The 24,310-nt window shown below is 72.3% G+C and carries 25 protein-coding genes; 17 read left to right on the top strand and 8 right to left on the bottom strand.

Features of this window, described 5'->3' with window-relative positions; genetic code table 11:
• Positions 1-83: 83 nt before the first annotated feature.
• Positions 84-575: an SUKH-3 domain-containing protein gene (locus ACFXGN_RS14275; protein WP_384858068.1), complete on the bottom strand. Its 492-nt coding sequence runs from the start codon at positions 573-575 to the stop codon at positions 84-86.
• Positions 576-585: 10 nt separating this feature from the next.
• Positions 586-1,098, bottom strand: a complete 513-nt coding sequence (locus tag ACFXGN_RS14270) for a YwqJ-related putative deaminase (RefSeq protein WP_384858065.1) — start codon at positions 1,096-1,098, stop codon at positions 586-588.
• Between the two features lie 266 nt (positions 1,099-1,364).
• Here ACFXGN_RS14270 and ACFXGN_RS14265 point away from each other — a divergent pair, with 266 nt between their 5' ends.
• From ACFXGN_RS14265 to ACFXGN_RS14240, 6 genes are all read left to right on the top strand, one after another.
• Positions 1,365-2,354, top strand: a complete 990-nt coding sequence (locus tag ACFXGN_RS14265; RefSeq protein ID WP_384858062.1) for an SMI1/KNR4 family protein — start codon at positions 1,365-1,367, stop codon at positions 2,352-2,354.
• A gap of 7 nt (positions 2,355-2,361) precedes the next feature.
• A complete protein-coding gene (locus ACFXGN_RS14260; protein ID WP_384858059.1) occupies positions 2,362-4,830 on the top strand; it encodes an SUKH-4 family immunity protein in 2,469 nt (822 codons plus the stop codon).
• A 164-nt stretch (positions 4,831-4,994) separates the two neighbouring features.
• Positions 4,995-5,870 carry a cellulose-binding protein gene (locus ACFXGN_RS14255; protein WP_384858058.1) on the top strand — a complete coding sequence of 292 codons (876 nt, stop codon included), beginning with the start codon at positions 4,995-4,997 and terminating at the stop codon, positions 5,868-5,870.
• A gap of 66 nt (positions 5,871-5,936) precedes the next feature.
• Positions 5,937-6,371, top strand: coding sequence for a VOC family protein (locus ACFXGN_RS14250; protein WP_384858055.1), 435 nt, complete (start codon positions 5,937-5,939; stop codon positions 6,369-6,371).
• A 288-nt stretch (positions 6,372-6,659) separates the two neighbouring features.
• Entirely contained in the window at positions 6,660-7,043 is a 384-nt protein-coding gene (locus ACFXGN_RS14245; RefSeq protein WP_384858052.1) for a VOC family protein, read from the top strand.
• 145 nt (positions 7,044-7,188) lie between these two features.
• Entirely contained in the window at positions 7,189-9,447 is a 2,259-nt protein-coding gene (locus tag ACFXGN_RS14240) for an FG-GAP repeat domain-containing protein (protein ID WP_384858049.1), read from the top strand.
• A 160-nt stretch (positions 9,448-9,607) separates the two neighbouring features.
• Here the strand turns inward: ACFXGN_RS14240 and tgmC are convergent, their stop codons facing one another.
• The 4 genes from tgmC to ACFXGN_RS14220 are packed head-to-tail and all read right to left on the bottom strand — an operon-like array spanning position 9,608 to position 12,558.
• Entirely contained in the window at positions 9,608-10,750 is a 1,143-nt protein-coding gene (gene tgmC / locus ACFXGN_RS14235; RefSeq protein WP_384858046.1) for an ATP-grasp peptide maturase system methyltransferase, read from the bottom strand.
• Positions 10,747-11,709 (bottom strand): ATP-grasp ribosomal peptide maturase, encoded by a 963-nt coding sequence (gene tgmB, locus ACFXGN_RS14230; protein ID WP_384858043.1) that lies wholly within the window; start codon positions 11,707-11,709, stop codon positions 10,747-10,749. Before tgmB ends, tgmC begins: the two co-directional genes overlap by 4 nt.
• Positions 11,709-11,981, bottom strand: coding sequence for a putative ATP-grasp-modified RiPP (gene tgmA, locus ACFXGN_RS14225; RefSeq protein ID WP_384858040.1), 273 nt, complete (start codon positions 11,979-11,981; stop codon positions 11,709-11,711). Before tgmA ends, tgmB begins: the two co-directional genes overlap by 1 nt.
• A 10-nt stretch (positions 11,982-11,991) precedes the next feature.
• A complete protein-coding gene (locus tag ACFXGN_RS14220; protein ID WP_384858037.1) occupies positions 11,992-12,558 on the bottom strand; it encodes an ATP-binding protein in 567 nt (188 codons plus the stop codon).
• Between the two features lie 103 nt (positions 12,559-12,661).
• Between ACFXGN_RS14220 and ACFXGN_RS14215 the strand changes: the two genes are divergently transcribed.
• The 9 genes from ACFXGN_RS14215 (at position 12,662) to ACFXGN_RS14175 (ending at position 18,034) form a co-directional block, all read left to right on the top strand.
• On the top strand, positions 12,662-13,528 hold the full coding sequence (locus ACFXGN_RS14215) for a helix-turn-helix domain-containing protein (protein WP_384858034.1): 867 nt from the start codon (positions 12,662-12,664) through the stop codon (positions 13,526-13,528).
• Positions 13,525-13,710, top strand: coding sequence for a DUF397 domain-containing protein (locus tag ACFXGN_RS14210; RefSeq protein WP_384858031.1), 186 nt, complete (start codon positions 13,525-13,527; stop codon positions 13,708-13,710). Before ACFXGN_RS14215 ends, ACFXGN_RS14210 begins: the two co-directional genes overlap by 4 nt.
• A gap of 25 nt (positions 13,711-13,735) precedes the next feature.
• A complete protein-coding gene (locus ACFXGN_RS14205) occupies positions 13,736-13,924 on the top strand; it encodes a DUF397 domain-containing protein (RefSeq protein WP_384858028.1) in 189 nt (62 codons plus the stop codon).
• 168 nt (positions 13,925-14,092) lie between these two features.
• Positions 14,093-14,335 carry a hypothetical protein gene (locus ACFXGN_RS14200; protein ID WP_384858025.1) on the top strand — a complete coding sequence of 81 codons (243 nt, stop codon included), beginning with the start codon at positions 14,093-14,095 and terminating at the stop codon, positions 14,333-14,335.
• On the top strand, positions 14,307-14,831 hold the full coding sequence (locus ACFXGN_RS14195; protein ID WP_384858022.1) for a DUF6879 family protein: 525 nt from the start codon (positions 14,307-14,309) through the stop codon (positions 14,829-14,831). The genes ACFXGN_RS14200 and ACFXGN_RS14195 overlap by 29 nt, the downstream gene beginning before the upstream one ends.
• A gap of 20 nt (positions 14,832-14,851) precedes the next feature.
• Positions 14,852-15,700 (top strand): helix-turn-helix domain-containing protein, encoded by an 849-nt coding sequence (locus ACFXGN_RS14190; RefSeq protein ID WP_384858019.1) that lies wholly within the window; start codon positions 14,852-14,854, stop codon positions 15,698-15,700.
• 224 nt (positions 15,701-15,924) lie between these two features.
• The gene (locus ACFXGN_RS14185; protein WP_384858017.1) at positions 15,925-16,098 is read left to right on the top strand and encodes a hypothetical protein; all 174 of its coding nucleotides are present in this window, start codon (positions 15,925-15,927) and stop codon (positions 16,096-16,098) included.
• A 5-nt stretch (positions 16,099-16,103) separates the two neighbouring features.
• Positions 16,104-17,315 carry a JmjC domain-containing protein gene (locus ACFXGN_RS14180; RefSeq protein WP_384858014.1) on the top strand — a complete coding sequence of 404 codons (1,212 nt, stop codon included), beginning with the start codon at positions 16,104-16,106 and terminating at the stop codon, positions 17,313-17,315.
• On the top strand, positions 17,225-18,034 hold the full coding sequence (locus ACFXGN_RS14175; RefSeq protein ID WP_384858011.1) for an aldo/keto reductase: 810 nt from the start codon (positions 17,225-17,227) through the stop codon (positions 18,032-18,034). The genes ACFXGN_RS14180 and ACFXGN_RS14175 overlap by 91 nt, the downstream gene beginning before the upstream one ends.
• Here ACFXGN_RS14175 and ACFXGN_RS14170 read toward each other — a convergent pair.
• Positions 18,022-18,861 carry a hypothetical protein gene (locus tag ACFXGN_RS14170; protein WP_384858008.1) on the bottom strand — a complete coding sequence of 280 codons (840 nt, stop codon included), beginning with the start codon at positions 18,859-18,861 and terminating at the stop codon, positions 18,022-18,024. The two genes, ACFXGN_RS14175 and ACFXGN_RS14170, sit on opposite strands and share 13 nt — an antisense overlap.
• A gap of 66 nt (positions 18,862-18,927) precedes the next feature.
• Positions 18,928-20,454: an MFS transporter gene (locus tag ACFXGN_RS14165; RefSeq protein ID WP_384858542.1), complete on the bottom strand. Its 1,527-nt coding sequence runs from the start codon at positions 20,452-20,454 to the stop codon at positions 18,928-18,930.
• Positions 20,455-20,726: 272 nt separating this feature from the next.
• Between ACFXGN_RS14165 and ACFXGN_RS14160 the strand changes: the two genes are divergently transcribed.
• Both ACFXGN_RS14160 and ACFXGN_RS14155 read left to right on the top strand, forming a co-directional pair.
• Positions 20,727-21,515, top strand: coding sequence for an ABC transporter ATP-binding protein (locus tag ACFXGN_RS14160; protein ID WP_351786887.1), 789 nt, complete (start codon positions 20,727-20,729; stop codon positions 21,513-21,515).
• Positions 21,512-24,082 (top strand): ABC transporter permease, encoded by a 2,571-nt coding sequence (locus tag ACFXGN_RS14155; RefSeq protein WP_384858006.1) that lies wholly within the window; start codon positions 21,512-21,514, stop codon positions 24,080-24,082. Before ACFXGN_RS14160 ends, ACFXGN_RS14155 begins: the two co-directional genes overlap by 4 nt.
• Positions 24,083-24,310 lie beyond the last annotated feature (228 nt).

Raw genomic sequence — 24,310 nt, 5'->3', positions numbered from 1 at the left:
GGGCCCCGGACCCCCGTGCCCCGGGGGCGCTGTCTGGGCCCGGGGCCCGGGGCTGACCTCCGGGACCCGGGGCCGACGTCCCCTCAGCCCGCCGTCAGGCGGACCGGGCGGGCGCCCGTGACCAGGGTGGACAGGGCCGCGTCGATGTCCTTGCCGAGGTACCAGTCGCCCGCGTGGTCGAGGCTGTACACCCGCCCCTCGGCGTCCATCGCGAGCACCGCCTGGTGGTCGCCCTCCTCCCCGAGCGGCGCGACCTCCGTGTCCAGGGCGCGGCCGAGGTCCGCGAGGGTGCGGGAGAGGTGGAGCCCGGCGAGCGGGTCGAAACGGACGGCGGCGGGCGCTATCTGACGCCCGTGGCCGGGCGCGGCGATGCTCAGCCCGCCGAACTCGGCCCATGCCTCGACGGCGGCGGGGAAGACGCTGTGCCGGTGCCCCGCGGGGGAGACGTGGGCGCGCAGGGCGTCGGCCCATTCCTCGGCGAGCCTGATGTCCCAGCGGCCGGGCTGCCAGCCGGCCTCGCGGAGGGCGGCGTCGACGTTGACCGGGAAGCGGGTGGTGCTGAGGTGGTCGGGCATGGGCGTGCGGTCAGCCGTTCTCTGCGGGCGTGGTGGGATCGACGGCGCGCACGCCGAAGTGGGCGAGCATCGCCGTACAGGAACGGCAGGGGGCCGCGTAACTGCCGTGCAGCGGGTCGCCGTCCTCCCGGATGCGCCGGGTGGTGATCTTGGCCTGCTTGAGGGAGCGGCGGGCCTCGCCGTGGGTGAGCGGTTTGCGCTGGGCGCGCTTGGACCGCCCGCTCTCGGCGGCGGTGAGGTGCCGGGAGAGCAGGATCGCCTCGGGGCAGCGTCCGGTGAAGCGTTCCCGCTGGCCGCTGGTGAGGGTGTCCAGGAAGTCCTGGACGAGGGCGTGCAGGACGGGCGGCCGGTCGCCGCGCCCCGCGGTGCACGTGAGGGTCTCGCCGCGCACCGACAGGGCGGCGCCCACGGTGGGCAGGATGCCGTCGCGGCGGTGCCTCAGGGCGGGCGCCCGGCCGGTGTCGGCGTCGCTGCTCCAGTTGAGACGTGGGTCACCCTGTGTGGGCGTCGGTGCGGTGTGCATGGTGCTGGTATCCCCTCCTGCAATCCCCCGAGTTGCGTGGACAGCCTGCCAAATAGGGAGCCATATGGGGAAGCTGGGGCGTCGGAACCCGCTTTCGGTGTGTCGGAATCAGGGTGCGGCTGTCATGGCTTCGTGACAGCTGGTCACCGTCGGATCGGCCCGGTTCGGGCTCTTGTGGCAGCGCATAGGCTGTGCGGCATCAGTGCAGGAGAGTCGGCGGCTGCCGGGAGCAGCGGCCGGCGACGCCATCGCAGGGGGCAACCGCCATGACGACAGGTCGGCTCGGGCAGGACACCGCGCCACCGAACGCGGCCTACGCCGGGCAGGTCGTGCACTTCCCCGATCCGGTGCGGGCCTCCCGCCATCCCCGGGGGGTGCGGGTGGACGCGTCCGGCTACCCGGACTTCTCGTCGTACGCGCGCGCGGCGGCGGAGATCGCCGACCCGCCGGAGGGCTTCGGCGTCGACGAGCTGCGGCTCACGGACTACGTGTCGGCGAACGCGGCGATGGCGTCGACCGGCCATGAACTGTGGGACACGATCCCGGCGGTGGCGACCCCGCACGGCTGGACCTGGCACCACGTGCCGGGCGGCCGTCGGATGGAACTGGTCCCGGTCGAGGTGAAGGCCCTGCTGCGGCACCACGGCGGGGTGGCGACGGCGGCGGTCGACCACGGCAAGCGGGGCACCCGCCCGCTCCAGGAGACCCGTCCGGCGCACTTCGGGCTGCCCAGGGGCCTGGTGTCGGTGTCGGAGGAGCAGGTCCAGGGCGTCGAGGAGGACCTCGGCTACCGGCTCCCGGGGGCGTACCGCTCGTTCCTGCGGGCGGCGGGCGGCTGCGCCCCGGTGGGCGCGGCGCTCGACGCGGAGCTGGGGCTCCTGGTGGACCAGCCGTTCTTCACGGTGCGGGAGGAGGCGGGGATCAATGACCTCGTCTACGTCAACAAGTGCCTGCGGGACCATCTGACCAAGGACTATCTGGGCGTCGCGTTCGTCCAGGGCGGTCTGATCGCGCTCAAGGTGCGCGGTGCGGCCGTCGGTTCGGTGTGGTTCTGCGCGTACGACGACGCCCGGGACTCCGGTGCGACGGCGGCGGGCTGGTCGGTCGCCGAGCGGGTGGAGCGGCTGCTGCTGCCGTGCGGTGCGGACTTCGACGCGTTCCTCCAGCGGCTCGCGGGCAATCCGCCGGAGCTGGAGACGGTGGCCAACCTGATGGTGGACGGCGGCTTCGCGCGTGCGGTCCCGGTGGGGGAGTGAGTGGGCTGTGGTGACGTTCGCGCAGGCGCAGGAGCGCGCCGAGGAGTGGATCAACGGCGATCTGCCCGGGTACCAGCACCGTGAGGTGCGGGTACGGGAGTTCGAGCTGGGGTTCGTGGTGTGGGCGGAGGACCGTGAGGGCGGTCCGGTCTCCGACGGCGGGCGCCAGCGGCTGGTCATCGCCCGGGACAGCGGGGAGGCCACGCTGTGGCCCGGCCTCCCGGTGGGCGAGGTGATCCGCCGGTACGAGGAGGAGTACGGCGCCGCCGCGGACGTGCCCGCGCAGGCGGCGGTACCGGCGGCCCGGATCGACCTGAACCAGACGTCGTTCCTGCTGACTCCGCCGGAGTGGCTCCAGGACGCGGCGGACAAGATCGGGCTGCCGAAGCAGCCGAACGTGTCGCAGGAGAACGCGAGCGCGTCGGCTTCGGTGGACGACGCGTCGGAGCCGGTGGGCGCGGGCGAGTCGGGGCCTTCGGCGTCGGTGGAGTCCTCGGCCCCGTCGATGCCGTCGGCGGCGACGCCCCCGGCGGTACCGATGCCTCCGGCGGTCCCGTCCCCTTCGCCCTCCTCCTCTTCCCCTTCCTCGCCCTCCCCCTCTTCCTCCTCTTCCCCCTCTTCCTCTTCTTCCTCTTCTTCCGTTTCCGGGGGAGAGCCGACGGACGCGGACCGGGTTCCGGCGGGTCCGCCCGCCGCTCCGGCCGGGTCCGTGGACAGCCCGTGGGCGGACGCCAACGCGAGCTCCGGCGGCGCCGGGGGCGCGGTGCCGCTGCCCGCGACGGTCTTCGCGCCGCCGCTGTCGGGGACGGACGACGAGGACGCCCCGCCGCCCTCGGTGGGCGCGGACGCGCCGACCGCCCTGATGAAGGGCGGCAGCGCGCTGCCGCCGACCGCCGTCGCCCCGCGCCTGGACCTGGCCGCCCCCGCGCCGTCCGGTACGGCTCCGACGGCCCCGCCCGTCCCTCCGCGCACCGGACCCGCGACTCCGCCGCCCCCGTCCCCGCCGTCCCCGCCGTCCCCGCCCGCCGTGGCGGCACCGGACGGCGGGCGCGGTCCCGCGACCCCGACCCCGCCGCCGGGAGCACCGGGCGCGCCCGCCGCTCCGGGCCCCGCCCCCGCCCCCGCCTACGTGCCGACGCGGCTGGTGCCGCAGCTCGGGCCCGACGCGCCCTCGCCCTCGCCCGTACAGCCGTCCCCGCCCGGTCCGCCCGGTCCGCCGCCCGCTCCGGCGCCGCCCGGTCCGGTGGCGCCGCCGCAGCCGGTGCACCACGCGGCGACGATGCTGGCGCACCCGAACCAGGGCGGTCCGGGTGCTCCGCCGCCCCCGCCCCCGCCGCCGGGCGTGCCCGGTGGCGGCCAGGGCGGTGTCGCGCACGCCGCGACGATGCTGGCGCACCCCGGTCCCGCCGCTCCGGCCGCGCCGGGTCCTCCCGGTCCGCCGCCGCCGGTGCACGGGGGGCACATGCCGCCGCCCGCGTACGGCTATCCGCAGACCCCGCCGGGGACGCCGACGGTCGGCCCCGGCTACCAGGCGGTGCTGCGGTACCGCGCGCCGGACGGTTCGGAGGCGCGGATCATCCGGCGTTCGGCGCCGGGCACCCCGCACCCCGAGTGGCAGATCCTGCACGAGCTGCGGGCGATGAACGTGCCGCCGCAGCAGGTCCTGGAACTGCACACCGAGCTGGCGTCCTGCGAACTGCCGGGCGGCTACTGCGCGCGGATGATCCGGGAGACCTGGCCGCAGGCGCGGATCACCAGCATCGCCCCGTACGGACGCGATCACGCGGGCCGTCAGCAGGGGATGCGGCAGCTCCTCACCCACCAGGGCGAGCTGCACCAGGTCGCGGACGGTCCGGCGCGGCCCGCTCCGGTGCGGGCGCCGCTGCCGCCGGTGCATCCCGCGCCGCCGGTCCCGCCGGAGGCGGTCGCGCAGGAGCTGGCCGGGGCCTTCGGTCCGGGCGTCCTGCGGTTCGACCAGCACGCGGTGTCCCGGCAGGGCGTGCCGGAGCTGGTGGCGCGGACGCTGGTGTGGGCGGGGCTGCCCGCCGACTTCGGGCCGTTCTTCTGGGCGCAGCCCGCGATGCCGGTGGTGCCGACGCTGGCGGAGCTGGCGGCGCAGCGGCAGGTCCGGGCCGCGCCGGACGCGAGTTCGTACCTGGTGCTCGGTTCGGACTTCGGCCGGGCGCTCTGCGTCCAGTACGGGACCGCGCACATCGTGGCGGTGCCGGTGGAGGCGGGGCCCGGCGGGCAGTCGGTGCCGCCGCAGTTCGTGAACACCGGGCTGCCGGAGTTCACCCGCTCGATGGCGCTGCTCGGCCGGATGTGGCGGCTGCGGTTCGGGCTCAATCCGGAGCAGGCGGGCCGCTGGACGGTCGACTTCCAGGCACAGCTGGCGATGCTGGATCCGGCGGCGCTGTCGTCGCCGGAGAACTGGTGGTCGGTGCTCCTGGAGCAGATGTGGGACGGCCTGCTGTAGGCGTCTCGCGGGAACTTCGGGAACTTGCGGAGAACAGCCGTTCTGCGATGATCCGGTAAGACAGAATGTGATGAAAGGCGCTCGACGTGTATGCACGTTGGGCGCCTTTTGTCCGTTCTTATCAAGCATCCTGGACGTTCGGTCACAGGGAAGGGGCGCCAAGGATGAGTTTCGCCGTAGGACGGGGACGCGGGTACCGGCCCGAGCAGGTCGACCGCCACCTCGCCGCGCTCTCCGGGGAGCGGGACGGCGCCCGGGAGCGGGTCGCGCGGCTCACCGCCCTCGCCGAGGAGATGGCCGCCGAGGCCGCCCGGCTGCGCGCGCACGCCGAGGCGCTCCCGCCGCAGCGGTACGAGTCCCTGGGCGACCGGGCCCGGAGCATCCTGCGACTCGCCGAGCAGGAGGACGAACGGCTCGTACGGGAGGCCGAGGCCGCGTCGCAGGCCCTCGCGGAGGCCGTGGAGACGGCGGCCTTGGACGCGGCGGAGGCGGCGCGGGTCTACGCGCAGGGGCTCCGTACGGCTGCCGAGGGGGCGGCCCGCGCGACCCTGGAGGCGGCCGGGGGCCGGGCCGAGGAGCTCACGACGGAGGCCCGCCGCGAGGCGGAGGAGCGGCTGACCGGGGCGCGGGAGGCCTTCGAGGAGACCGAGCGGCGCGCGGCGCGGCTCCTCGCCGAGCAGGAGGCGGAGCAGACGGCCGGACGGGACGAGGCCGACCGCGCGGAGGGGGCCCGTACGGCGGCGCTCGACGCACGGCACGAGGAGCTGTTCACGGCGGCCGAGGCACGGCTCGGGGAGGTCCGCCGGGCGCTGGCGCGGACCGAGGAGCAGGCCCGGCACGGGCAGGAGGACGCGGAGGCGCGGGCGGGCGAGGTGCTCGCGGAGGCCAGGCTGCGCGCGGAGCGGGTCGAGCGGGAGACCGAGCGGGTGCTGCGGGAGCACGACGAGTCGCGCGAGGAGATCCACGCGCACATGGAGCACATCCGGCACTCGCTCGCGGCCCTGACCGGACGGGTGGCGCCGGGGGACGACGAGCGGTAGGAGCCCGCCCAACACCCCCGGAAAAAGGGGAGGATGACCGACGGGGCCCGCTGTTAGGGTGCGCCGATGTCATCGATCAGGCAGTTTCAGATCACGTTCGACTGCGCCGAGCCCGAGCGCGTCGCCCGCTTCTGGTGCGAGGTGCTCGGGTACGTCGTGCCGCCGCCGCCCGGGGGGTTCGCGGACTGGGACGCGTACACCCGCTCGCTGCCGCCGGAGCGGCAGGGCGCCGGGTTCGTCTGCGCGGATCCCACGGGGGTGGGCCCCCGCATGTACTTCCAGCGCGTCCCCGAGGGCAAGACCGTCAAGAACCGCTTGCACCTCGACATCCGGGTCGGCACCGGCCTGGTGGGCGAGGAGCGCGTGGCCGCCCTGGAGGCGGAGTGCGCCCGGCTGGAAGCCCTCGGGGCGACGCGCCTGTACCTGCTCCGCGCGGACGGCTTCAACGAGTCGTGCCTCGTGATGCAGGACGTGGAGGGGAACGAGTTCTGCCTGGACTGAGCCGGGTCGGGCGGGGCGGCGGGTCACGCGGTCCGGTCGCCCTGCGGCGCGCGGTGGGGGACACCTGGACGGTCCACCTGGACGAGGGGCGGCCCGACCCGTGCCCGTGGGCGGTCCGGTACGGGGCCTGCCCGATCGGGAGGACTTCCGGGACGAGGGCCGGGGCCTGCCCGCCGTGGGGCACGGGCTCCCCTCGCACGCCTCAGGGCTTTCGCCCGGTGCGGCGAGAGCGCGTGCCGGGCGCCGTGGGGCAGGCGGGAGTTTGACGGCAGGTCCTAGGCTCCCGCCATGCTGATGACACCGACGGCCGTCAACCTCGACTGCGCCGACCCGCTGGTCCTCGCCGACTTCTACCACCGGGCGACCGGGCTGCCGCTGCACCCGCGCTCGGACGCCGACTTCGCGGCGGTCGGCGGCGGGGACGGGGGCGGGCTGCTCCTCGGCTTTCAGCGGGTGGACGACCACCGGCCGCCGACCTGGCCCGCCCCCGGCGTGCCCCAGCAACTGCACCTGGACTTCGACGTCGACGACCTCGAAGAGGCGGTGGCCCGGCTCGTGGAGTGGGGCGCGACCCTGCCGGAACCGCAGCCCCGCCCCGACCTGTGGCGGGTCCTCCTGGACCCGGCCGGTCACCCCTTCTGCGTGTCGCCCCGGAAGCGGGCGGCCGGATAGCGGCCGGGGTGTCCTCCGGGCGGCGGCCGAGGGCGGTCCAATGGTGGCGGGGCCGGGACCGGCGGTGGCCAGGTGGGGGAAACCGATGGCAACCGGTATCAGATCGTCCGGTAATCTCCCGTTCTCCAGGGGAGGAAACACCAACTTGACTTTCGTACGTACGAACGGGCGCCGTCTCGCGGCCGTCGCGGTCACCGTCGCCCTCGCCGCCACGGGCGGCACGCTCACCACGCTCCCGGCCACGGCCGCCGTCCCGGGGGCCACGGTCCAGGACCGGCAGGACCCGAGAGGGACCGTGCTGTCCTTCCCGCTGGACGCGGACGTCGTCGGGGCGGGCCCCAGCGGCTTCCTGACGAAGACCCGGGGCAGCGCGCCGGAGATCCGCTGGACCCGGTACGAGGACGGCTCGTCGGTCGTCCTGCCCGGCCGTTACGCCCTCGGCGGAGGCACGGACCTCGTCGTCACCGGCGACAAGGACACCGACTACACGAGCCGGAAGCTGACGGTCCACGACCTGTCGGCGTCCGGCTCGGCCCCGGTGGAGATCGACCTCGACGCCCTCGGCGGCTACCACCTGACGGGCATGGCCGGCCGCACCCTCCTGCTGACCCGGCCGGGGGAGAAGGTGTGGGAGCAGTACACCGCGACGATCGAAGCCGGTGTGCCGAAGCTCGAACGGGTCTTCTGGGGAGACAGCCACGACTGCTACTCGGGCGGGGACAGCTGGACCGGCGCCGATTCCGTGCTCTACCAATGCTGGCTCGGTCCGTCCCGGATCCCCGCCCGGATCGTCGTCGACCTCACCACGGGCTTCGGACCCGCCTACCTCCAGCTCGACGGTGAGTACGCCCAGGACGGCACGGTCTCGTCCACCCATGTCGCCTGGCGGGAGCTGAGGTCCGCAGGGAAGGGGATCGTCGCCTTCGAGCGCGGCAAGGGCGGCGTGGAGCGATGGTTCCCGGACGGGAACCTCGACGACCCCCTGTACCTGGTCGACGGCTGGGTGGCGACCGGCGAGACCGCCCACATCGACGAGGCGTACCCGCCCGGCCGCCCCACCCCCACCAGGCGGCCCTTCACCCTCCAGTCCATCGAGACCGGCGAGAAGTCCGTCGCCCTCACCGCGTTCTCGTCCGCCGTCATCGGCCCCGGGGGCAGCCTCCTGGTACGCGGCGGAACCCCTGAGCGGGGCGAGGGCCTCTACCGGATCTCCCCCCGGCCGGGCGGCGGCCGTCCCACGGTCGAACTGGTCGCGTCCACCGGACAGACGACCGTCGTCACCGTCACCGGCTCGACCGTCCCGACGACGCTCACGGGTGAACGGCTCGCGGGCGGGGTGGACTTCGGCTGGGACGTGTCGCGCGGGGACGTCGCCGCGCGGATCGAGCTGAAGCACCTCGGGAGCGGGCAGTCGCTCGTCCGGGACGTGCCCGTGGGCGACGGTGCCGCAGGGAAGCCGGGCCGGATCGGCTGGCGCTGGGACGGCCAGGACGTGCAGGGCGCGTCCTGGGGCCCGGCCCGCTCCGGCGCGTACGAGTGGCGGCTCACGGTCGGCCCGGACGACGGCATCGGACCCGCGCACGTGTCCACCGGCCGGTTCACGGTGACCCGGCCCGCCGCCGCGCACGACTACGACGACAACGGCACGGCGGACCTCCTCGCGCGGAGCGCCGACGGCGCCCTGTGGCGCCTGGGCACCCGGACCACCGCGCCGGGCGGCTCCCCCGTGGCCGCCGGTTCCACCCGGGTCGGCGGCGGCTGGCAGGTCTACGACCGACTGGAGGCCACCGGGAACATCGCGGGCACGGCAGCCGCCGACGCAGTCGCCCGGGACAAGTCCGGGGTCCTCTGGCTCTACCAGGGCACGGGCGACCGGTCCCGGCCCTTCTCCGCCCCGACGCGGATCGGCGGGGGCTGGCAGGTCTACGAGCAGATCGCGGCGGGCGGCGACGTCACCGGCGACGGACGGTCCGACCTCCTGGCCACCGACAAGTCGGGGATCCTCTGGCTGTACCCGGGAACGGGCCGTGCCACCGCGCCGTTCGCCCCGCGCAAGCGGATCGGCGCGGGCTGGGGGATCTACAACGAGCTCTCCGCCACGGGGAACCTCGCGGGCGGTCCGGCGGGTGACCTGCTGGCCCGGGACAAGGCGGGGGTGCTCTGGCTGTACCTCGGCAAGGGCGACGGCACGTTCGCGGCCCCGACCCGGATCGGCGCGGGCTGGGGCGGTTTCACCGGCCTCGTCGGAGTCGGCGACGCCAACGGCGACGGCCGCGCCGACCTGATCGCCACGAAGGCGGGCGCCGCCACCTTCTACGCCGGTACGGGCAGTTGGAAGGCCCCCTTCAAGCCGGGCACGAAGACGAACGTCCTCCCGTCGGCGGGGTACGGCCCGGTGTTCTAGCGGGACGGTCCGGCCGGGGCCGCACCCCGCCCGGACCGCCCTCCCCGGCGCCCGGCCCTCGGGCACCGGCCCCACCGGTCGGCGGGGCCACCGACGAGCGGCGGCCCCCGGACCTCCTGGCCGGGGGCCGCCGCTGAGCCAGGTCCCACCGGGTGTCGGCTCAGATCGGCAGGAACCACCCCGGGCCGTCCTCAGTGCCCAGCCACACCCGCTGACCGGCGGGCGAGACCGTGATGCCGAAGCCCTCCTGCGGGGGCTCGTCGGCGGCCTGCCAGCGCTGAACGGCCCGCTCGACCCGGTCCCACAGACGTACGGGACCGCGTTGGACGACGGTCCATCCGCCCTCGGGAGCGGGGGCCGTCCGGGCCTGTGAACCGGTGGACACGTCCCAGAGGATCTGCTCGGCTCCGGCTCCCATGCGCTCGGCCGAGGGTGCCGCGAGCTGCGCGACCCAACCGCCGGTCCAGTCGTCGAGCTTCGCGGGGTCGATCCTGCTCGGACGCTCGTCTCCGGGCAGCAGGGCCAGCACCGGCCGGGGCGGGCGGTCGTGCGGCCGGGCGATCATGAAGCTGGTCCAGCCGGGCAGGAACCGGCCCGTGGCCTCCCCCGGACCGGTGACGTGCAGCAGGGCGAGGGCGTTGGCGTAGCTCCAGCCGGACAGGGTGACCAGGATCCGCCCGCCCGGTCGCACCTGGTGCAGCCACGGCAGTGGGACGTACCGGACCGAACACGTGGCGATCAGCCGGTCGTACGGGCCTCCGGCCGGGTCGCCGCGCAGCCCGTCACCGATGATCAACCGAGGTGCGAACCCGGCCGCCCGGAGCGCCACGGCGGCGCTCCCGCCGACCACGGGGTCGTACTCGACGCTGGTGAGGAGGGCTTCCCCGAGACGGTGGGCGCCGAGGGCGGTCGAATACCCCGTTCCGGTGCCGATCTCCAGCACCCGGTGCCCGGCCTCGGCGCCGAGTCGCTGCCACATGCGCAGGACCAGTGACGGCAGGGTGGACGAGGACGAGGGGGAGCCGGTCACGGTTCCCCCGGGTACGTCGTCGGGTCTGATCCGGCCGTCGAGCTGGGTGACCAGCGTCTCGTCGCGGTAGACCCCCTCCAGCCATCCGGGCTCGCCCTCCCGGACCGGCCGGTAGGCGGTCGGCACGGTCTCCGGCACCTGTCTGAAGTACGAACCGGTGAACAACTCGCGCGGCACCGACCGGACGGCGGCACGCCATCCGGGCTCCGTGAGGGTGCCGTCCTCGGTGAGTCTCTCCGCCAGGTCCTCGCGGAGCCGTGCCGATGTGCTCATGTGCCGGGGCCTTTCTCCAATTGGTCGGCGACGGCGCGGGCGATGGCCGAGGTGGTCTCCGTCGGCTGCCACGCCCACTGGCCGTTCGGGTTGCACTCCAGGAAGTACCAGGTGCCTCCGGTCGTGACGGCGAAGTCGAACGCGCCGTAGACGAGGCGGAATTCAGTGAGGTACGCGGCTACCGCGCGAGTGACCGGGTCCGGTACCTCGACCGGGGCGCACGTCATCAGGTCCTGACGGTGACGCCAGTCGAGATCGGGACTGTCGATCCTGACCCCGAAGAGTCGGCCGCCCACGGCGGTCACCCGCACGTCGAACGCCTTGTCCACCTTGGCCTGGAACAGGTGCGGGCAGACGGACACGGCATCGGTGATCTCCTCCGCCCGCACCTCCCGGACCCACACGCAGTGCGGCCGGCCGTCCACGCGGTAGGGCGTGTTCCACAGGGGCTTGTAGACGACTCCGCCCCGTTGGCGGGCGGTGAACGCCCGTGCCTCTTCGGGTTCGTTGGTGATCACCGTGCTGGGGACCAGGAATCCGCAGCTCTGCGCGGTCGAGAGCTGAGCGGGCTTGAACTCGGCGGCCCGATTGTTCCAGGGGTGATTGACGTAGTGCGCGTCCGGTAGTGACCCGAGGACGCCCCCCGAGCCCCACAGGGCTTGTTCCGCGGCGAACCGTCGGTCCTGACCGCACAGTTCCCGAGGGCCCTGATGGGGTGAGGGCCTGCGGACCCAGACGGACCGGACCCGGCCGATGTCGACCGCCCGGCTCGCCGTGCGAAGCGTGCCCCGCCGACCACCCCGGCCGTATGCGGCGGTCAGCGAGGCGCCCGTGTGCAGGTCGGTGCCGGGGTCGAAGCGGACGACGGGCACCCGCCGGTCGGCGAGCAGCCGCAGCACCACGTCCGCCGTCACGTCCGACGGGTTGGTCAGCACCAGCACCGGACCGTCGCCCCGCATCAGCCGGAACCCTGGTCCTGGTCGTACGACTCGGTACTGTCCGCGTCGGTCGCACCACCCGGACCGGACCCGTCACCGGGGGTGGTCGAGGTCGGCGTCAGGCCGCTCGTGCTGGTGCCGTGGTCACCCAGTTCGATCGTCCGGCCGTGCTCGTCCACGATCACGGCGATCTGGGTCTCGGGGTCGATCAGGGGCGTGTGCCGAGGGACGGTCGTGGTGGCCGCGTACGGCCCCATGCGTTGTGTGCCCCAGGGTGCGGGTGTCTGTGTCATCTGTGGTGCCTCAGCTTCCTGTCGATGCCGAAAGTGCCATGGGCACGGCGTTCGTCGTGCCCATGGCGGGAGTCGGTTCCCCGTCCCCCGGAGCGAGGGCGCACTCCGCCCACACCGTCTTGCCCGGGGCCCGGCCCCTCGGGTACCAGCCCCACCGGTCGGCCAGGGCGTCGACCAGGAGCAGTCCCCGGCCTCCCTCCGCCAGGCCGGGAGCGGGGGCCGGAGGAGTCTCCGGGCGGGGCGGGATCCGTTCCGCCCGGGTGTCGCTCACCTCGATCCGTACGACCGGGCGGGGACCCGCCGTGACGCGCAGCAGCAGATGGAAGTCCCGGCCCGGTACGTGCCCGTGCCGCACCGCGTTCGCCGCCAGCTCGGCGACCACCAGGACGGCGGCCTCGTGCGGCTCGCTCCCGTACGGCACCCCCCACCCGTCCAGCCGCACCCCCGCCAGCCGCCGCGCGAGCCGGGCGCCCCGGGGCGTGGAGGTGAAGCGAAGAGAGAAGTCGTGCGCGTCCAAGCGATCGGTGGGGTGGCCGAGTTGGGTGGTCTCGGTGGGGCGGTTGAGGTTGTCCGTCATGCCTACCAAGCTCCTCTTGGTGGCGTAGCGTGACCAGTGGTGACGCACCGACGTGACGGCCTTGTACGGCACGTGTCGGTGCAGGTACGAGAGGCGGGGCGCGATGGCGGAAGAGCAGACGGACGCGGCACCGGAACCCGGCCCGGTGGATGCCGGACGGTCGGCGGACAAGTCCGGTCAGGGCGTGGTGGCGGCCTTCGGGCAGAGCCTCAAGACCCTGCGCACGCGGGCGGGCATGGAGCGGGAGGAACTGGGCCGACGCCTGGGCTACTCGGCCTCCACGATCGCCTCCTTCGAGCAGGGCCGCAGAATCCCACCGCCGCGAGCGATCGACCGCTCGGACGACGAACTGGACGCGGGTGGGCTGCTCAAGGTGTGGAAGGACCAGCTGGACAAGGCGCAGTACCCGGTCTTCTTCCAGGGGATGGCGGAGCTGGAGAAGAAGGCCGCCGAGCTGCTGGCGTACGACACCCTGGTGGTCAAGGGGCTGCTGCAGACCGAGGAGTACATGCGAGCGGTGCTCAGCAATCGACGCCCGCCGCTCGATGCGGAGACGATCGAGCAGCGAGTGAGCGCACGACTGGCCCGGCAGGAGATCTTCGACCGACGCCCTACGCCCCTGCTCAGCTTCGTCATGTGCGAGTCAGTGCTGCGAAGGGAGTTCGGTGGCAAGGACGTGCTGCGCGGACAGCTGGAGCAACTGCTCCTCATCGGCCAGCGGAGGAACGTCGAGATTCAAATCATGCCGCTTGCCAACAGGGACCACGCTGGTCTGGAAGGGCCGTTCACCGTCCTGACCCGTGAGGACGGCAAGAGGTTTGTCTACGTGGAGACACAGGGCACCAGCGCTCTGGAGACCGATCCCAAGCAGGCCGTTCTCGCTGCTGCGCGCTATGGAATCATCCGGTCACAGGCTCTCCCTCCGCGAGAGTCGCTGGAGTTCATCGAGAAGTTGTTGGGAGAGCTATGAACACCACGGAACCTCTCGCCTGGTTCAAGAGCAGCTACAGCGGCGGTGACGGCGGCGACTGCGTCGAGATCGCCCCCAGCCTCGGAACCGTGCACGTGCGGGACTCCAAGGACGTGACCCGGCAGGGTCTTCAGGTCTCCCGTGTCGCCTGGGACGGGTTCCTCGGGCTCGTCGGGAAGTAGGGCGACCACGGTGGGAGCGAGAGCTGTGAACGGCACGGAATCGCTCGCCTGGTTCAAGAGCAGCTACAGCGGTGGCGACGGCGGTCAGTGCGTCGAGATCGCCCCCGGCGTCGGAGCCGTGCACGTGCGGGACTCCAAGGACATCGCCCGGCCGGGGCTCCACGTGTCCCCTGGTGCCTGGGGCGGGTTCCTCCGGCTCGCCACGGCCCGGTAGGACAACCGCGTCCTGTACGCGCAAGGGCTCTGTCTGTCCGTGTTGGACCGGCAGAGCCCACGCGTGCCCGGGTGTGACAGACGCCGGGCGGTCTTGACGGCCATGCGCGGGTTCGGAAGCGTGTCGTGCGAGCGAGACAGCGCGACCCATTCGACACAGGAGTGGATCATGGCATTACGGTTTGTCGCCAAGGACGAGAAGTCCGGCGTGAACGGCTCACCGACGGTGTTCGTGGACGAGGAGACCTCGGATCTGGTGCTCCAGGGCTGGAAGATCGACAGCGACACGCAGGCGGACTGCCTCGCGTTCGGACCGATCCCGGACCACGAGACGGTGGTGCGGATTCCGGCCAGAATGGTGAAGGCGATCAGGGAGGCGTGCGATGTCGCAGAGCGTCGAGAGTTTCGGTGAGCTGCTGAAGCAGGCCCGGAGATCTGCTGTGCACCTTGAGACGCGGGACTCGTACGCCGTCGCCGGTGAGGCCGACGACTTCGAGGAGTGGAGGCGAACGGGCATCGCCAACACCGACCCGTGCTCCCCCTATTGGTCGCTCTGGGTCGACCTCGTGGCTGAGGCTGTCAGTCGCGGTGTCGTCATGCGTCGCGCACGGATCGTGTCCGAGCCGGTGACCGACTACATCCGGTTCGAGCACGCCGGTACCGCAGTGGTGGTGGGAGCGGGAGAACTGGTCCGTTGGCTGCCGAGGCGCCGGGCCTCGGACATCGCCCTGCCCGGAAACGACTTCTGGCTGTTCGACGACCGCTTGGTCCAGTTCAACGTCTTCGGCGGTGACAGCCGGTGGACCCACACCGACTTCACCGAGGACCCCGCTGTCGTGGGACTCTGCGCGACCGCGTTCGAGTCGGTGTGGGAGCGCGCCGTTCCGCACGAGCAGTACACCGTCTGAGACGCAAGGGCCTTCGGTTCGTGCCTCCCTTGCCGTCCTCCAGTGCCCAGGCCGCGCGCGAGGCCCTGGCCACCCGCTTGCGGGAGATGATGCTGGACGCTGGTCTCAAGGGGCACGAGCTGGCTGCCCGGTGTGAATGGAACGCCGCGAAGACGTCCCGCATCATCAATGCGAAGACGCAGCCGTCGGATGCTGACATCCGTGCCTGGTGCGTCGCCTGCGGGGCCGAGGACCAGACCGCTGACCTCGTCGCCAGCGCCCGTGCGGTCGAATCCATGTACATCGAGTGGCGCAGACTCCAGCGCAACGGCCTCCGCAAGGTGCAAGAGGACTTCTACACGCTGCACGAGCGGTCGGCACTCTGTCGGGCCTACGTCTCGAACGTCGTACCCGGCTTCTTCCAGACCGCCCCGTACGCCACTGCGGTGTTCCACGCCGTCACACGGTTCCTGGGCACCCCTGATGACGTGGCCGAGGCCGTTGCCTCCCGTGTCGCCCGTGGGCGCCTTCTCCACGAAGGCGGTCACCGTTTCGCGGTCGTCATGGAGGAGTGGGTCCTGCGTTCCCGCATCGGAGACTCGGAGACGATGGTGGACCAGCTCCGGCACCTCCTCGCCGTCCTGCCGCTCGCTTCGGTTTCGCTCGGCATTATCCCTTCCACGGCCTCACGCACCCTGTGGCCCCCTGAGGCGTTCTACCTCTACGACGACCGGCGCGTCGTGGTGGAGACCCTGACTGCTGAGATCAATGTGACCCAGCCGCGCGAAATCGCCGACTACACGCGTGCTTTCGCCGAGCTGACGAAGATGGCTGTCTACGGCGACGCGGCCAAGGCCCGCATCATCGAGGCGATGGACGTTCTCAAGTGAGTCCGTGCAAGAGAACGCAATTCTGTTGAGGCTGACTCCGGCCTCTTCCTAGGGTGTTGACGGCTCCGAGGGGAACGGCGACTCCGAGCAGTGGACCTGGACCGACGCATGACAGCGTTCGCTGTGCCACGTCTGCCCCCGTCCCGCTGCCGTGCCGCAGGGCGGAACCGCCCGGACCTCATGCCCGGACCCGGGCAGGGGAGCAGAAGAGGGAGGGCATCAAGATGACAGAACAGAAAGCCACCCAGGCGGGGACCAGCCCCGCGCTCCTGATCGCCGTGGAAGAGTTGGCAACCGCGCATGACCGAAGCGAGTCCGAGCGGTCCGACATCACCAGTTCGCAGAACAGCGCGGGCGACGACGGAGACAACCGCGACCTGAACCTCCCCAAGGCGTAAGGGTTATGGAGCACCGGCTCGTCACACACATTGAGAGGGCCCTCGGCTGGGAGGGGCCGAGTTCCGCAGGGCACGCGTTCGCTCACGGCCGTCTCGCGGACCCGGACCTGCCCGTACGCCTGTTGACCCCGGCGAGGCTCCTGGATCTGATCAAGCGGCGCCACCTGGCCAATCCGCAGTTGCGCTGTTACGCCAAGGGTGACGAGATCCACCCGTCCATGTTCCTGTCCACCAACGTCAACCGACGCAGGCAAGCCGTGAGCCAGGCCGACATGGCAGCCCTCGGACGGATCCTCAACGACGGTGGCACCGTGGTCCTGGACCACGTGGACTTCTTCGACCCGACACTGGAAGTCGCCTGTCGGGCTTTGGGCTGGTGGTCCGGTGAGCTCACCTCCGCCAATGCCTACCTTGCGGTCGGGGAAACCGATGGGTTCCCCCTGCACTGGGACGACCACGAAGTCATCGCCGTACAGCTCTCCGGCGAGAAATCCTGGGAGGTGCGGGGCGCGTCCCGTCCGGTGCCCATGTACCGCGACGCGGAACGCAACCGTGCCCCCTCGAAGGAGGTGATGTGGAAAGGCACCATGCGGGCTGGAGACGTCATGCACATCCCGCGCGGGTTCTGGCACACTGCGACCCGTCTCGGTTCCGGTGACGACGGCCACTCGCTCCACGTGACGTTCGGGTTCACCAGACGGACCGGAGTGACATGGGTCAACTTCCTGTCCGACGTCTCCCGCGCGGATGAGGACTTCCGCCTTGATCTGGAAGGCGTCGAGCGAACCGGACACGATGCGCTGGCCGACAGAATCGGGGCATTGGCGGCCGCCTACAGCCCCGATCGGTACCTGGAGGAACTGCGGTCCGGCACTCCGCCCGCACGCCATCTACCCCAAGTGGCCGCGTTCGGCAGACCGGAGGGGGTCGTGGCCGTCACCGAGTTCGCCCCCTGTGTCGTTCGCTGTGGCGACACGGTCCGCGTCCGCGGGGGCGGCAGAAGGCTGACCCTCCAGGGGCGGGCGGAACCGGGCCTTCGCGTACTTCTGTCGGGGCATCCGGTGCACCTCGCCGGTGCTGACGAGGACACCGTCACCCTGGCAGACCTGCTCATCAGGGAGGGACTGTGCGAACCACTGACAGAAATGTCATCCTCGGGTTATACCGGTCTGGTCACGCCCGTGACGTACTCGAAGCAGCCTTCGACCTCGGCATAACGCGTCTCGACACCGCCTCGAACTACCTCAGCCATCGCTCACACGAGGTACTGAAGAGAGGCGCCGGCGATCTGCTGCCGAAGTTCTCGGTCTCCACCAAGGTCGGGTACTTCCCGGAGGGCCACTCCCTCGACTCCGACAGGCTCCGCGCCGGAGCCGAGCGGGTAGCGAAGGACCTGGGGCGGGAGCCGGACGCAGTGCTCCTCCACAATCCTGAGCAGGGGTGCCCCGCCGCCGAGACGCTGGCCCAGGCCTGCACGGTCCTGGCTGAAGCCGCGCGGGCGGGCCTGTGTGGTGGATGGGGTGTGTCGAGCTGGGATCCACGCCCACTCGTGGGCCTCGGCGTGCCCCGTCCCGACATCCTCATGATCCGGTCAGGACTGCTGGTGAGCATCGATGTGCTGGAGGCGACCGAGGTCCTGGTGGAGAGTTGGCGACCTTCTCAGGTCTGGGGGATGAGTCCCTTCGGAGGAAGTGTCGCGGAGTCCGTGTGGGGGAGGTTCGATCCGAGACTGTTCCTGAAGCCCTCCCGGTCGCCCACGAAGGTCCAGGCAGCGTTCCGCTCCGCCTACCGGCTGCCTGCGGTCGACGCGGTGGCGGTCGGTACCAACGATGTCGGCCACCTCCGGGAACTGATCGATGCCATGGCGTACGACGTCGACGACCAGGTGATCCGGGAGTACCGAAGGCTTCTCAGGGCCAGGCGTCAGCCCGTCTGAAGGTCCTTCACCACGTGGTCCGCCGTCGCCCGGGCGGCCTCCGTCCGGGGGTCGCCAGGTGCGGCGCCGGAGCTGAGGATCTTCGCGGCGACGAACAGTGTCATCAGTCCGCCCTCCCGGCTCTCCAGGTCCTCACGCCGCTCTCTGCGGACGCGATCGGCCAGCGCCGGGACGCCGAGGGAAGCGCCCCACAGCTGCGCCGCGTCCAGACCGCGCGGGGCCATGCCCCAGTCCTCCCAGTCGAAGACGCGGAACACCGGTGCCGTCATGTTCGCCCAGTTGAGATCCGCATGGGCCGGGCGCCATTCGGTGACAGCCGTGTCGACTCCGGGGAAGACCCCGTGGATCGTGCCGGTGACGAGCTCCGGGGTGAGGGTCTCGGTGTCCGGTGTGGCGATCCGGTTGGTGCGCTGCGTGGCGAGGGCGTCCAGAGAGGCGTTCAGCGCGTCCCACCACTCCGGGGGAAGGCCCGGGTCCTTCCTCAGCACCGCGCTGCCCACGGGACCGTCCGGCAGCAGCTCGGTCTCATCCGCCCGCCACACCACCGGCTCCGACTCGTCCCGCCACGCGGTGCCCGAGAACCACGCCGGTTTCGCGATCCCGCGCAGGGCCTCCGCGGACGCGATGCCGTCCCCGCCTTGGACCCCGACCCTGTCGAGCCCGCGCCGCTCGATGCGCACCCATGTGTCGCGGTCCGTGCGGGCCCCCAGGGAACGGCGCTTGCGCACGAGCGTCTCCCGGTCCAGGCGCACCCCCAGTGACCGCTCCACACGCTCCAGCACCGCTTCCGCGAGTTCATCGCGCAGATCCACCGAACGCAGTGTCATGAATCCGAACCTACCAACGCCCGGCCGCCTTCCGGCCGAAGGCGGTGAGGCATGAGCGGCATCGGGTCACCCCCCGTCCCCCGTCGTCTCCCCCAGTACCGGGAAGCGGCGGGGGGTCAGGGTGAGGAGGACCAGGAGGGCCAGGGCCGCCGCGCAGGCCGCGCCCAGGTAGACGTGGTCCACCGCCGCGTCCACCGCTCGGCGCAGGTTCTCCGTCGTCTCCGGGGGCAGCGACTCCGGGTCGTCCAGCGCGCGGGCCAGGGTGTCCAGGTCGCCGCCCGCCCCGAGGCGGGAGGTGAGCACGCCGTTCGCCAGCGCCCCGAACAGCGCCGCGCCCACGCTCTGGCCGACCTGGCGGCAGAACAGCACCGACGCCGTCGTCGTGCCCCGCTCCCCGTAGGGGACGGTCGACTGGACCCCGACGATCAGCGGCAGCTGGAACAGGCCGATGGCCGCGCCCAGCAGCAGCATCAGCAGGGCGGGCTGCCAGGGTTCCCCGGGGAACGGCAGGAACGGGAACGCCAGCAGCAGGAGCAGCGCCAGGGAGATGCCGACGACCGCCGTCAGCCGGAAACCGATCCTGTTGTACACCCGGTCGGCGAACGCGGCGCTGATCGGCCAGCTCACCGTCATCACCGACAGCACGAACCCGGCCGCTATCGGCCCCAGGCCCAGCACCGACTGCGCGTACGTCGGCAGGAACACCGTCGGCGCGACGATCAGCAGGCCCAGCGCGCCCAGCGCGAGGTTCACCGCGGCGATCGTCCGGCGGCGCCAGACCCAGCCCGGGATGACCGGCTCGGCCGCGCGCCGCTCGATCACGACGGTGACGGCGGCGAGGACCGCCGCCCCCGCGAACAGCCCGAGGGACGGCCCCGACAGCCACGGCCAGGCGACACCGCCCTGGACCAGCGCCGTCAGCAGCAGCGCCCCCGTGGCGAAGATCCCGAGCGCACCGGGCCAGTCGATCCGTACGCGCGCGCCCGGCACCCGTACACGCGCGCCCGGCGCGGCCCCCCGCATCCGGCCGCCCCGCCCCCGGCCGTGTGCGCGGGCCCGCCTCGCCGGAGGGTCACCCGGTTCCACCAGATGGCGGACGATCAGCCACAGCGCCAGCAGGCCGATCGGCAGGTTGACGAGGAAGATCCAGCGCCAGTCCGCGTATCCCGCGAGGAGGCCGCCCACCGCCGGGCCCGCGACCGAGGACGCGGCCCACACGGACGACAGCTTCGCCTGGATCCTGGGCCGTTCCTTCAGCGGGTACAGATCGGCGGCGATCGTCTGGACCGTGCCCTGGAGGGCTCCCCCGCCGAGCCCCTGGACGACCCGGAAGGCGATCAGGGACGCCATGTCCCAGGCGGCGGCGCACAGCAGGGAGCCGACGAGGAAGAGGACGACCCCGGCGACCAGCACCGGCTTGCGGCCGAAGGTGTCGCTGAGCTTGCCGTACACCGGCAGGGTGACGGTCACGGCGAGCAGATAGCCGGAGAACAGCCAGGAGAAGACGGAGAGCCCGCCGAGGTCGCCGACGATCTGGGGCACGGCGGTGGCCACGATCGTGCCGTCCACGGCGGCCAGACCCATGCCCAGCATCAGCGCGAGGACCAGGCCACGGCCGGGCGCCGGTGGCGCCGCCGGGCCCGCCGCCACGGCCTTCCGTACGTACGGTTCCCCCACCGCGCCCTCTTTTCCCCATACATCTAAATGGGCGGGGCCAGGGTCCCACTCGGACCACGGGTGGAGGAACCCCTAGGGGCCTCTCCCCCATACGGGCCAGGGGTCGTTCGTACCGGCGGAGGAGGAGAACTCGCCTACAGGCTCCTTAACTTGGACCTACAACCACCCACTGCTCCGAGGAGAGAACCGTGACAACGGCTGTGACCATCCCCAAGTCCGGGGGTACCGGACGGAGTTCGGCCGTTGCCGCACGGGCACGCCAGGTCGTCAAGGCGTACGGCTCGGGCGAGACCCGGGTCCTCGCGCTCGACCACGTCGACGTCGACATCGCCCGTGGCCGGTTCACCGCCATCATGGGACCGTCGGGCTCCGGCAAGTCGACCCTGATGCACTGCCTCGCCGGACTCGACACCGTCACCAGCGGCGAGATCCACCTCGCCGACACCGAGATCACCCGGCTCAAGGACAAGAAGCTCACCCAGCTCCGCCGGGACCGGATCGGCTTCATCTTCCAGGCGTTCAACCTGCTGCCGACCCTCAGCGCCATCGAGAACATCACCCTGCCGATGGACATCGCCGGACGGAAGCCGGACGCCGACTGGCTCCGCCGGGTCGTCGACACCGTCGGACTGTCGGAGCGCCTCAAGCACCGCCCCAACGAGCTGTCCGGCGGCCAGCAGCAGCGCGTGGCCGTGGCCCGCGCGCTCGCCGCCCGGCCCGAGATCATCTTCGGCGACGAGCCCACCGGAAACCTGGACTCCCGCGCCGGTGCCGAGGTCCTCGGCTTCCTCCGCACCTCCGTCGACGAACTCGGCCAGACGATCGTCATGGTCACCCACGACCCGGTCGCCGCCTCCTACTCCGACCGCGTCCTCTACCTCGCCGACGGCCGGATAGTCGACGAGATGGAGCGCCCCACCGCCGAAGCCGTCCTCGACCGGATGAAGGACTTCGACGCGCGCGGGCGGACCTCATGAGCGTCCTGAAGACCTCCCTGCGCAACTTCTTCGCGCACAAGGGACGCATGGCGCTCTCCGCCGTCGCCGTCCTGCTCTCCGTCGCCTTCGTCTGCGGCACCCTCGTGTTCACCGACACCATGAACACCACCTTCGACAAGCTCTTCGCGGTCACCGCCTCCGACGTCACCATCGGCCCCAAGGGCTCCGACGCGGGCGGCACCCCGCAGACCGGCCGGCCCGAGGCGCTCCCCGCCTCCCTCGTCGAGCGGGTCCGGAAGACCGAGGGCGTCCAGGACGCCCGGGGCACCGTCGTCTCCACCGGCGTCACCGTCGTCGACTCCCGCGACAAGAACATCGGTCCCACCAGCGGCGCCCCGACCATCGCCGCCAACTGGAGCGACAGCGAACTGCGTTCGGTGGAGTTCGCCTCCGGCCACGAACCGCGCGGCCCCACCGACGTCGTCGTGGACGGCGCCACCGCCGAGAAGAACGGCCTGAAGCTCGGCGACACCCTGCGCACGATCTCCGTCACCGGCGACTTCACCGCCAAGATCTCCGGCCTCGTCGACTTCAAGGTCACCAACCCGGGCGCCACCGTCGTCTACTTCGAGACCGCCACCGCCCAGCGCGAACTCCTCGGCAAGACCGGCCTGTTCACCCAGATCACCGCCGACGCGAAGCCCGGCGTCAGCGACGACACCCTCAAGCGCGACATCGCCGCCTCCCTCGGCGGCGCCTACAAGCTCCAGACCGCCGCCGAGACCGCCGACGAGGGCCGGACGGAACTCGGCTCCTTCCTCGACGTCATGAAGTACGCGATGCTCGGCTTCGCCGGTATCGCCTTCCTCGTCGGCATCTTCCTCATCGTCAACACCTTCTCCATGCTGGTCGCCCAGCGCACCCGCGAGATCGGCCTCATGCGGGCCATCGGCTCCAGCCGCAAGCAGGTCAACCGGTCCGTCCTCGTCGAGGCGCTGCTCCTCGGCCTCTTCGGCTCCGCCGCCGGAGCCGTCGCGGGCGTCGGCCTCGCCGTCGGCCTGATGAAGGTCATGTCGTCCATCGGCATGGAACTCTCCACCCGCGACCTCACCGTGAAGTGGACGACCCCCGCCATCGGCCTCGTCCTCGGTGTCGTCGTCACCGTCCTCGCCGCCTACGTCCCGGCCCGCCGCGCCGGGAAGGTCTCCCCGATGGCCGCCCTCCGGGACGCGGGCACCCCCGCCGACGGCCGGGCGGGCCGGGTCCGCGGCGCCGTGGGCCTCGCCCTCACCGCCGCCGGGGCCGCCGGACTCGTCGCCGCCGCCCGCGCCGAGGAGGCCAAGCCCGGCTCCCTCTGGCTCGCCCTCGGCGTCGTCCTCTCCCTGCTCGGCCTCGTCGTGATCGGACCGCTCCTCGCGGGCTTCGTCGTCCGCGCCCTCGGCGTCGTCGTCCTGCGGGTCTTCGGCCCCGTCGGCCGCCTCGCCGAACGCAACGCGCTCCGCAACCCGCGCCGCACCGGCGCCACCGCCGCGGCCCTCATGATCGGCCTGGCGCTCGTCGCCTGCCTCTCCGTCGTCGGCTCCTCGATGGTCGCCTCGGCCACCGACGAACTCGACCGGTCCGTGGGCGCCGACTTCATCGTCCAGTCCGGTACGGGACAGCCGATCGTGCCGCAGGCCCAGGCGGCCCTGGCGAAGACCCCCGGTCTCGACCACCTCACCTCGTACAAGTGGGTGGACGCCACCGTCACCGACCCGCGCGGCCGGACCACCACCGCCGACCTGGCCGCCACCGACCCCACGTACATGGACGACCTGCGCCGCGAGACCACGGCCGGCAAGCTCGCCGACGCCTACGGCAAGGGCGCCATGTCCGTCGGCAGCGACTACGCCACCGAGCACGGCGTCAAGGTCGGCGACGTCCTGACCGTCGCCTTCAAGGGCGGCGACAAGGCACGGCTGAAGGTCGCGGCGATCACCGCCGACATCGGCAACGTCGACAACGGGGCGATGTACACCAGCGTCACCACCCTCGCCGAGCACCTGCCCGCCGAGCGGATGCCGCAGAGCCTGCTGCTCCTCGCCAGCGCGAAGGACGGCCAGGAGACCCAGGCGTACCAGGCGCTCAAGGACGCCCTCGCGCCCTACCCGCAGTACCAGGTCAACAACCAGGCCGACTACAAGAAGGCCCTCCAGGACCAGGTCGGACAGCTCCTCAACATCGTGTACGGGCTCCTCGCCCTCGCGATCGTCGTCGCCGTCCTCGGGGTCGTGAACACCCTGGCCCTCTCGGTCGTCGAGCGGACCCGCGAGATCGGCCTCATGCGGGCGATCGGCCTCTCCCGCCGCCAGCTCCGCCGCATGATCCGCCTGGAGTCGGTGGTCATCGCCCTCTTCGGCGCGCTCCTCGGCCTCGGCCTGGGCATGGGCTGGGGCACCTCCGCCCAGAAGCTCCTCGCCCTCGACGGGCTCGGCGTCCTCGACATCCCCTGGGCGACGATCCTCACCGTCTTCGTCGGCTCGGCCTTCGTCGGCCTCTTCGCGGCCCTCGTCCCCGCCTTCCGGGCGGGCCGGATGAACGTCCTGAACGCCATCGCCAGCGAGTAGCGCACGGCGCGCGGCGGGTCACGGGGGGCTCGCCGCGCGCCGCGGCGGTGGGCGGAAGCGACGGGCGCCGACCGCCCCGCCGCGCCCCAGGACCCCGTACGGCCCCGGGAAGGACCCTGCCAGGTCCGCCCGGGGCCGTACGGCCGCGCGGCACCGCGGCGTCCGCGTCAGGGCGTTCCCGTACGGGTGCCCCCGGCCCACCGTTCCCGTCCCACCGTTCCTGTCCCG

Origin of the sequence: Streptomyces sp. NPDC059247, assembly GCF_042754005.1 — a bacterium.
Taxonomy (GTDB): domain Bacteria; phylum Actinomycetota; class Actinomycetes; order Streptomycetales; family Streptomycetaceae; genus Streptomyces.
Note: the sequence above shows the minus strand (reverse complement) of the source record. Positions and strands in the feature narration are given on the sequence as shown.